The 9,069-nt window shown below is 35.7% G+C and carries 10 protein-coding genes; 9 read left to right on the top strand and 1 reads right to left on the bottom strand.

Translation table 11 applies throughout. From position 1 onward, the window contains the following. Positions 1-187 precede the first annotated feature (187 nt). The gene (locus LMF89_RS24465) at positions 188-433 is read right to left on the bottom strand and encodes a hypothetical protein (RefSeq protein ID WP_229537436.1); all 246 of its coding nucleotides are present in this window, start codon (positions 431-433) and stop codon (positions 188-190) included. Between the two features lie 137 nt (positions 434-570). Here LMF89_RS24465 and LMF89_RS24460 point away from each other — a divergent pair, with 137 nt between their 5' ends. From LMF89_RS24460 to LMF89_RS24420, 9 genes are all read left to right on the top strand, one after another. Beyond that, complete coding sequence (locus tag LMF89_RS24460; protein ID WP_229537435.1) at positions 571-1,095, top strand: zinc metalloprotease; 525 nt, start codon at positions 571-573, stop codon at positions 1,093-1,095. Between the two features lie 100 nt (positions 1,096-1,195). Continuing rightward, positions 1,196-2,161, top strand: a complete 966-nt coding sequence (locus LMF89_RS24455; protein WP_229537434.1) for a S8 family peptidase — start codon at positions 1,196-1,198, stop codon at positions 2,159-2,161. Positions 2,162-2,551: 390 nt separating this feature from the next. Beyond that, positions 2,552-2,989: a hypothetical protein gene (locus tag LMF89_RS24450; protein ID WP_229537433.1), complete on the top strand. Its 438-nt coding sequence runs from the start codon at positions 2,552-2,554 to the stop codon at positions 2,987-2,989. A gap of 20 nt (positions 2,990-3,009) precedes the next feature. Then, positions 3,010-3,870: a YncE family protein gene (locus LMF89_RS24445; RefSeq protein ID WP_229537432.1), complete on the top strand. Its 861-nt coding sequence runs from the start codon at positions 3,010-3,012 to the stop codon at positions 3,868-3,870. Between the two features lie 177 nt (positions 3,871-4,047). Beyond that, complete coding sequence (locus LMF89_RS24440) at positions 4,048-4,323, top strand: hypothetical protein (RefSeq protein ID WP_229537431.1); 276 nt, start codon at positions 4,048-4,050, stop codon at positions 4,321-4,323. A gap of 663 nt (positions 4,324-4,986) precedes the next feature. After that, positions 4,987-5,454: a hypothetical protein gene (locus LMF89_RS24435; protein WP_229537430.1), complete on the top strand. Its 468-nt coding sequence runs from the start codon at positions 4,987-4,989 to the stop codon at positions 5,452-5,454. Positions 5,455-5,540: 86 nt separating this feature from the next. Further along, a complete protein-coding gene (locus LMF89_RS24430) occupies positions 5,541-5,693 on the top strand; it encodes a hypothetical protein (protein WP_229537429.1) in 153 nt (50 codons plus the stop codon). A 425-nt stretch (positions 5,694-6,118) separates the two neighbouring features. After that, positions 6,119-7,447, top strand: coding sequence for an FAD-binding oxidoreductase (locus tag LMF89_RS24425; protein ID WP_229537428.1), 1,329 nt, complete (start codon positions 6,119-6,121; stop codon positions 7,445-7,447). 1,020 nt (positions 7,448-8,467) lie between these two features. After that, positions 8,468-8,800, top strand: a complete 333-nt coding sequence (locus LMF89_RS24420) for a helix-turn-helix domain-containing protein (protein ID WP_229537427.1) — start codon at positions 8,468-8,470, stop codon at positions 8,798-8,800. The last annotated feature ends 269 nt before the right edge of the window (positions 8,801-9,069 follow it).

The raw sequence follows: 9,069 nt of genomic DNA, 5'->3' as shown, positions 1-9,069 counted from the left end.
TGGCAATATTCATATTGTCACTAGTCCGCATAAAAATCACCTTCTTTTCATGTATTTAAATAATTACTACTCTTAGAGATATGTGTGGTTAGTACATATGTTCGATTGAGCGGTTAAAGAAAAAGGCGGATGCACCGCCTTGTATATATAATACCACTCTAAAAGCCTAAACGGAATCCGCTTAAGCTTAAATTTTTATATCAGTATATAATTTGTGACTGTTTTCTATTGCAGAAACAATTTGGCTCCATTGCTCCGCATTCAGAAATACCTGTCCATCGTTTAACACGTAAGCTGGAATTCTTCCTGTAACGCCTTGACCAAAACTCGCTACTGATAAAATACCATCAGCAATTAGTATTGATACACCATTAGCAGCAGGAAGAGGGGAAATGTTTTCAATAAATAGTTGTCGATTAATTGTTGCTTTCATTATTAGTACCATCACTTTTAAGTAATATTGGATAATAGTATTTTACCATGATATTTACAGTATTTCTCTGACTATTAACGAAAAACTAGGAAAGAATATACTTTGGAATTAAACAGAAAGGATATGATTAAAAGAAAATGAGTGAACAAGCACAGCCAACAAAACGAACTTGCGGTACGTCAGAAGTTGATCGAAGATTATTGAAAGAGTCAGCGGAGTATCGGGCAGCTCGGTCCCAGATCGAAAGTATGACACAGCATTTTATGCAAAGTGCTCGTGCCAACGCATTGACTGATGTTACCAAAATCCCAGTTGTTGTTCATGTCGTTTGGAATACGCCGGAGCAAAATATTTCTGATGAACAGATTCAGAGTCAAATTAAGGTATTGAATCGTGATTTTCGGGCGAAAAATCCAGATATTTCTCAGGTTCCTGTCGTTTGGAAAGATCGTGTCGCTGACCCTTTGATTGAATTTTATCTTGCTACCGAGGATCCCAATGGTAGGCCGACAAATGGTATAACAAGGACAAAGACAAATAAGTCTTCATTTGTGACTAAAGATGAACCAGTTAAATCAAAAGCCAGTGGAGCCTTATTATTAGAAAATATTATGTCTTTAAATGCAAGGCTAGTGCTTCTTTTACAGAATATTACCTTCTAATAGTTATCCAAAGATTTAGCTCCTAGTTTGCTTTTCTATACATAAAGGATGAATATCAGGCAATAATAATAGTTATCAATAATTTTCAGGAGGAATTAATATGGATGAATTGAGACTTGTACCGTTTGAAGTTGCAAATATTAAGGAGGATATTAATGAGATTCCAGAAGGTGTTCAATTGATGAAGGCTCCTGAAATATGGGAGGATAGCAGACGTGGGAGCGGAGTCGTAATTGCAGTCTTAGATACGGGCTGCCAAATAGACCATCCCGATTTAAAGGACCGTATTATCGGTGGGCGTAATTTTACATCTGACTATAATGGCGATGAAAATAAGTTTGACGATGGAAACGGGCATGGTACACATGTGGCGGGTACGATTGCCGCCGCTGAAAATAACCAAGGTGTTGTTGGTATTGCTCCGCAATCAAATCTTTTGATTCTTAAGGTTTTACAAAATAACGGAAGTGGTAGTTATCAAAGTCTTATCGATGCCATCAACTATGCAATTGATTGGAAAGGACCGCAGGGGCAAAATGTACGTATTATATCGATGTCTTTGAGTGGTGAACAAGATAATCAAACACTACATGAGGCAGTCATTCGGGCAACAAATGGCGGGATTCTTGTCGTCTGCGCGGCTGGAAATTCAGGTAAATCTCAAAAACTATTTCCAGGCGCTTTTAATGAAGTTGTCGGTGTAGGAGCAGTGGACTTAAACAAAAAAATGGCTAAATTTAGTACTATGAATAATGAGGTCGATATGGTCGCACCTGGCGTTAATATCTATTCTACGTATCCTGGGAACAAATATGCCAGTCTTTCCGGTACATCCATGTCCACTCCACATGTTGCTGGCGCAGCGGCTCTCATCATCAATCAGTGCGAAAAAGATTTTGGGCGTACCCTTACAGAAGATGAAATTTATGCACAGCTATGTAAACGGACAGTCACATTGGGCTATCAAAAAATGAAGGAAGGCAATGGTTTCTTGGATCTTACAGTTGGGTACCAAAGTGTTATAAACCCCATGAAGGTAGAAACACGAGAACCTGCCTATGTATAGATCTCAAATTCAGTACTTGAATTAGCAAAAATCGACGGCTGATAAAATATATTTAAAAGAATATGTAATCTCAAATTACCGATTGGGTGTCAAAGTGCTATAACCCCCATGAATTGATTGACCATATAAATTCATGGGGGTTATAACATATAGTTTTGATATCAGTCTTGCCAAATGTAGGTAATGCATTTCCTAGTCTACCTTAGTGGTGGGAATTTCCAGTTATCAGACGGAAATAAAAAGAAAATTGTACATTGAGCTATTAGGTGTGCAAGTAAAGTACAGAACACGTGCTATGACTCGTTCCACTTAAAGTTAGAGAGATCTAAGAGGACGTAGGGCAAATAGTAGTTCTGTGCCTTAAGTGAAACGAAGGGAATGAACATAACTATGAATGAAACAAGAGTCTTTAGCCTAGATGCCGAACAGTGGCAATTTAGATGTTCTCACCATGAGATACAGAATCCAGCAAATCATCATAGCAATTATCACATTTACTTTAATAATCAGAATGGGAAAATTGTCAACCCGTTTATTTATTGTGATCTTAATAAACATATGATAGCAACAGTTATATTTAAGGTTACTATGCGATCAGTCTCTTTGGTGGAAAATAGAGTAATAAGACTGGCTATTGGAAATAGAGGTATTGGCGAGGGAGTGAAAATGACAGAGTATCTTCCAGTTGGTTCAGATTGGAAGACATATGAAGTTAAAGTTCAAAAGAGTATGGGAGGCCCTGTCCGAGTTGGTGTTTATTGGTACGATAACAATCCTATTAATATTGCTCTTGATGGAATGAATACAACAATAAGCCAAAAATATTAATTGGAAAGAGGTGCGCTAATTTGGGAATCGCTATCTCGCGCAACGGGCAACTTGCGTATATCGCAATAAATTCTTGGGATATAATTGTCATGAATATAGAAAAAAAAATGGTGGTTGAAACACTGACTGTAAGTGACTACTTAATGGGAGTTATTATTTATGGGATCACAGCTACGCCAGATGAAAATATCATTTATTTGGCATTAGATATCGGTGTATTAGCAATTAACGTTCAAACAAAGGCAATAGTAACAATTACTTCAAAAGAGGCGATGGGAATAGCAGTTACACCAGATGGTAAGTTCGTACTCGCTTCACACGAGAATGAAATATCTGTGATTGAGATATCTACAAATCGGTTAGTCAATGAAATCAATGTAGTTGGTACTTTAGTTGGATTAGTAATCGACCCAAATGGCAAGTTTGCATATGTTGCAAATTTTGGTGCCGGTAAGATCGTTGTAGTTGATATTTTTTTAAGTAAGGTAGTAACTGAAATCGATGTAAATAGTCCGTTTGCAATAGCAATTACTCCTAATGGCAAATTTATTTATACTGCTAATATTAGTACTAACATAGTATCCGCAATTGATATAGCTACAAAAAGTGTTATGTCTATATCTTTAGGAACGGAACAGCCTGATGGAGTTGCTATTACTTCAGATGGAAAATTTGTCTGTTTCAGGAGTGAGAAGAATATATTAATAATTGATATAAATACAAATAAGATAGTTTCAACGATAAATGTTGATCCATATGCATTCCTAAGTTCTAACAAAATTGCAGCTTCTCCAAACAGCAATTTTGTCTATACTGGTAGGGAAAAATCTTTAATTGAGATAAATGTAGATGAGAAAATTCCTTCTATAATTTCATTTTAAAAAATAAATGTGTGAAGCGAATTAGTTACCTAAAATCATAATAGAAATTTCATGTGAGTAAAAAAGATCTGAGAAGGAAGACCTTTTGAAAATCTTGTAAGGGGTAAAGCAGTGGAATTCAGAGGTGTATAAATAATTTTATAAACACTTTTGAATTAATAATAAGGAGGACGAAGAATGAACCTAGATTATAAATTTGGTGTTATTATAAAAGGGGATTTTCATGATATACAAATTAGTGAAACACCTATAGCAATTCTAGATACTGACCCGCCATATGTTGGGTTTCCACAACAATCAAGAAAAGTATCTTTTAGCCAATATAGTAATGGTCAGTTGGTTATTGTCTCCAAAGGATGGAAAGTTCAAGAAACTAAAAAGGTTGGAGAGATCCCTGATTATCTACTGCAAGAAATAATGAAAGAAGATACTCGATCAGTCCCAATTCGATAGTACAATTATAACCTTAAATGAAGAAAACACAGCCCATCCACTAGTGGATAGGGCTGTGTTTTTATTGTACTAATTATTTATGGTTTGTCCGTCGGTAATGTAGAGTGCAATACATAAGAATATATTTTTAAGTGGCAACCAAATGATTGCCCGCAATTAATAAAAAAAATTTCCAGCAAATAATAATTGAAGTATAATAGTTAAGGACAACTATTCTCAGTAGTTGTCCTTAATTGAATACGGGAGGTGATTGCCGATGCACTTTGAAACTAAATTCTTCAAAATCACAGTTTCAAGTGTCTTTGCTTGGATAATTTTTCAGATCATCCAAGCACTACTTAGGTAGCCTCTAGTATTCCTCTTTGCCAAGCGCTCCTACGCCAACAGGGGCGTTTTGGCGTTATTAATTTGATTGCGTATACGCAATTCGTATATACTTTAATATAGTTGATAAAGAGTTGTTTGTCAATAATTATGCCCATGGGAGAAATCTTTATACTCTGAAATCTATGTGAGCACAGTGATCATGCATCAGCTTTAGCTCAACTATTGCAAACCTTTAAGCTAAAATTTGTAGAAATTTGGCAGGAGTTCTTTGGCTTTTATGGAAATAATAGAGCAGTTTATAATATTCTACGAAAAATTACATTGGAGAGTGTTCAGATGTTAGTATTTTTTGCAGTATTATTTATTTCAATTTTGGTATTTATATGCTATGTTAATTTTCGTGTTATTACTAAATTTGATAATACGATAAAGTTTTGGGAGACACTTATACCGGTGTGGAATACGTATATTCTTGCTAAACAAGTAATGTCTAAACCGGGTTTGTATACATCTGGAATATTTATAATCGGGTTAGTAAGTGTATTCGTTATGATGCAAATTCTAGGATGGTCTTTTCCAACAGAAAAAACAATGACACAGTTGCATAATTATAGATGGTTTTTTGATCTTTTAAAAATTATATATGCCATATTGACAGCATACCTATGGGGAGAGGTCGCACAAGCGCTTGGTAAAAATCGCTGGTTACATCGGGTTATGGCATTTTTAAGTTTACCTCTTATTATTACAGTACCTATTATGGCATTTGATAGTAGTCAGCCAGTAAAAAAGAGTCAGGAATAAAGTGGATTTATTGGGAGATGGGGACAAAAGAATCAATGATCATCACATTAGAGCGGTGTGAGTATTAGTAAAGGAGTGGTGTCTTTATGGCAGAGGATAAGAAAAAGCAAGAAATTCTTGCGACAAAGGATGGCTGGATTGTAGGTGGTAAAAAGTACCCTAAAGAACAGCCACCTCCGGAAGTTGTGCAGGAATTGGCAAAAGCGATTCAGGGACTGCTGAAAAAAGATTTACATTAAATAATGATCATTGGTAACGGTGATAAGCTATAAGAAGACACAGCTCTGCTCCACTAATGGATGCGCTGTGTCTTCTTATTATAAGTAGCTAAAGGAACTCCTTGTGTACTTATGACAAATTACCCAGATTAATTACATATAGAAAAATAAATATCGTCGTTATACTGATTCGAAAAAGTTTTCAATGCATATTCTAGTAAAATAGTAGCAGGATTTAAAGTCCTTAATAAATTTTTATACATCTTACCAATTTAAGTCGTACTTAAAAATTAAAGGCTAACGGGGATATATCCGTTAGCCTTTAAAAGGGCTTGTAAGTTAGGGGTTTTTTTGTTCATGGAAGCAGTAGTCATGTTGGTTCCTGTAACGGATTTTGGGCAATTAACATAAAATAATCTGAAGAGAAATAAGAAGGAGTGAATACTTTGGATTGCCAAGGTCTAACAGGAAAGGTGATATTACCTTGTGATGTTGAGTATAATAGGGCGAGACAAGAATACAATGAGGCGATCAACAAATGCCCTTTGGCGATTTGTTATTGCCGTAATGTACAGGATATAATTAATGCTTTATTATGGTCAGAAAGACAAGGGGTACAAGTGAGGATTCGTTCTGGAGGACATCATTACGAGGGCTACTCTGTCGGTACGGATAAACTGGTCATAGATACTTCTTTCATGAATGGTATCAAGGTCAATTCTGAGGACGATACCGTTGAAGTACAAGCTGGAACGCGGCTCATGCATTTATATAAAACCCTCTATAATTCGGGATATGCTTTTCCCGGTGGAACTTGTCCGACGGTGGGGATTTCTGGGTTGGTATTAGGAGGCGGTATAGGCTTATCTACACGATATTTAGGGCTTACGACTGATAGTCTTATTGAAGCACAAATGGTAGATGCTAATGGAAACCTGTTAACAGCAAATAACTGCCATAATGAAAAATTATTTTGGGCGTTGAGAGGAGCTGGAGGCGGGAATTTTGGGGTCATGACCTCATACAAATTCCATTTGAAGAAGATAAACAAAATAACGCTCATTCAGCTAAAGTGGGGTAATAAGTCTGCTAGGCTTGAATTTTTACGAGTCTGGCAAGAGTGGTTAAGAAATTTAGATCCGAGGATCAGTGTCTTCGGTAGAATATACAAGCCAGGCCCTTGGCTTTTTGGATTCTTTTATGGATATCCTGAGGAGGCTAGACAGATTCTAGAGCCTTTTTTAAGTATACCTGGAATAAATTTCCAGAATATTGAGTATGTAGACTTTATTGATGCTGTAAAGATAATAGGGGAAATCTATCCTAAGCGGGAGGCTTTTAAAGCTACAGGAAGATTTATCGAAAGACAGCTTTCTCATTGTGAATTGGAAAGAATTGTAGACATTATAGAAGTCGCACCTACTGAGGATAATTCATTTATTGGGCTGTACTCATTAGGCGGAGCCGTCAGGGCTATGAAAACAGATAGTACCGCTTTCTTTTACAGGCAGGCTAACTATATAATGGGAATTTCGTCTAGCTGGGAGAATGAAGCAGCAGCGCCGGTCGTTAAAGAATGGGTAGCATCAGGGTTTAAGTATATTTATACTCTATCTGTGGGTTCATATGTAAACTTTCCTTATAATAATTTGCCAAATTATGAGTATGCCTACTATGGCGAACATTTACGAGAATTACGGTGTATCAAGAAAGAGTATGATCCTCATAATGTGTTTGAGTTTCCGCAAAGTATTAAAACTGTCTACTGTGGATAATTCTGCCCACTCTCACTTGTACAGGTAAATATAAATGGGAGGCCACAATATGAGAAAGCAATTGATCTTTTCTAATAACGGTTATAACTACGAATTTTAATGAGAATTAAATTTAGCCGTTAGACCGGATACGCAGAAACGTATCACTGGTAACGGCGAAAAACTATAAGAAAGACACAGCCCATCCATTAGTGGAGCAGAGCTGTGTCTTCTTATTATAAGCAACTAAAGCCCAAAACTTAAATACATTTTTAAGGGGTAACCAAATGATTACAATTGCTCTTAATTTTTTAAAAAAGCTTTCCAACCAATATCAAAATTGAAGTATAATAGTTAAGGACAACTATTCTCAGTAGTTGTCCTTAATTGAATACGGGAGGTGATTGCCGATGCACTTTGAAACTAAATTCTTCAAAATCACAGTTTCAAGTGTCTTTGCTTGGATAATTTTTCAGATCATCCAAGCACTACTTAGGTAGCCTCTAGTATTCCTCTTTGCCAAGCGCTCCTGCGTCAACAGGGGCGTTTTGGCGTTATTAATTTGATTGCGTATGCGCAATTCGTATATACTTTAATATAGTTGATAAAGGGTTGTTTGTCAATAATTATGCCCATGGAAGAAATTTTTATACTTTGATTATACGTGAGTATAATGATCAGGCATCAGCCTTGGCTCAACTATTGCTAGCGCTTTAAGCTAAGATTTTTGTAGAAATTTGGCAGGATTTTTTTTCTTCTTATGGAATTTTATAACTTATAATATAGAACCGGAAATGGACAGATATATTAAAGCTGCTTGGGGAATCTAAATTTAGGACTTTGATTTTTAGTAAGCGTAAATAAAAAATCACTAAAAATCAATCTTTAACTGAACCTGTTGAAATAGTGGGTATAGGTTTTACAGATGAAGAAAAATTGCAACCAACAGAAACAATTAGATAATAGCTACTATTGGGAATGTGAAGAAGTGAAATTCAATAAAAGAAAAAATGGATATTTTTAGAAATGAGGACTAACCTAATGACACCTTTTTCTTTATGGCTACAAATATATATTAAAGAAAATAATCTATCTCAGGCAGACCTTTGTAGAAAGACTGGTTTTGATGATGCCACCATAAATGAACATTTCCGCGGGGTTCAATCACCATCACGAAAAAATATAGCGGTATACGCTAAAGCCTTTAATTTACCGATTGATTATATCAATGAGATAACAGAGCTATACATAGATCAAGGTGAGCTTATTACTGGTAGAGATAAGATATCAAGATTGTATAAAGCCTTATCTCTATGCAATAAGAAAAAACTTATTGCATACGCTGACAAGTTGCTAACCGAGCAAGAAAATTAGACAAAATGGAATTGCCTTTGGCTCACTCATAACGAAATGGAGGATTGATGATATGGAAATACGTGATAAGGTACTATCTAATGATGAAAAGAAAAGATATCGTCAGGAATACAAAGCTTTAAATGAAAAAAAGTAAAAATCTAAACGTAAAATTTCTTGTCCTCTTAAAGCAAGATCCAGACGGGATTTTTTTATAAGATACAATTGGACCATCAATTTATGAAAAATAGGAGGGGAACCTTATGTATGTCGCATATGTTTACTTTATA

Source organism: Pelosinus baikalensis (assembly GCF_020819555.1).
Taxonomy (GTDB): domain Bacteria; phylum Bacillota; class Negativicutes; order DSM-13327; family DSM-13327; genus Pelosinus; species Pelosinus baikalensis.
Note: the sequence above shows the minus strand (reverse complement) of the source record. Positions and strands in the feature narration are given on the sequence as shown.

Coding starts and splice junctions, on each gene's coding strand:
- LMF89_RS24465 (WP_229537436.1), bottom strand. CDS start 433: ATGAAAGCAACAATTAATCGACAACTATTTATTGAAAACATTTCCCCT.
- LMF89_RS24460 (WP_229537435.1), top strand. CDS start 571: ATGAGTGAACAAGCACAGCCAACAAAACGAACTTGCGGTACGTCAGAA.
- LMF89_RS24455 (WP_229537434.1), top strand. CDS start 1,196: ATGGATGAATTGAGACTTGTACCGTTTGAAGTTGCAAATATTAAGGAG.
- LMF89_RS24450 (WP_229537433.1), top strand. CDS start 2,552: ATGAATGAAACAAGAGTCTTTAGCCTAGATGCCGAACAGTGGCAATTT.
- LMF89_RS24440 (WP_229537431.1), top strand. CDS start 4,048: ATGAACCTAGATTATAAATTTGGTGTTATTATAAAAGGGGATTTTCAT.
- LMF89_RS24435 (WP_229537430.1), top strand. CDS start 4,987: ATGTTAGTATTTTTTGCAGTATTATTTATTTCAATTTTGGTATTTATA.
- LMF89_RS24430 (WP_229537429.1), top strand. CDS start 5,541: ATGGCAGAGGATAAGAAAAAGCAAGAAATTCTTGCGACAAAGGATGGC.
- LMF89_RS24420 (WP_229537427.1), top strand. CDS start 8,468: ATGACACCTTTTTCTTTATGGCTACAAATATATATTAAAGAAAATAAT.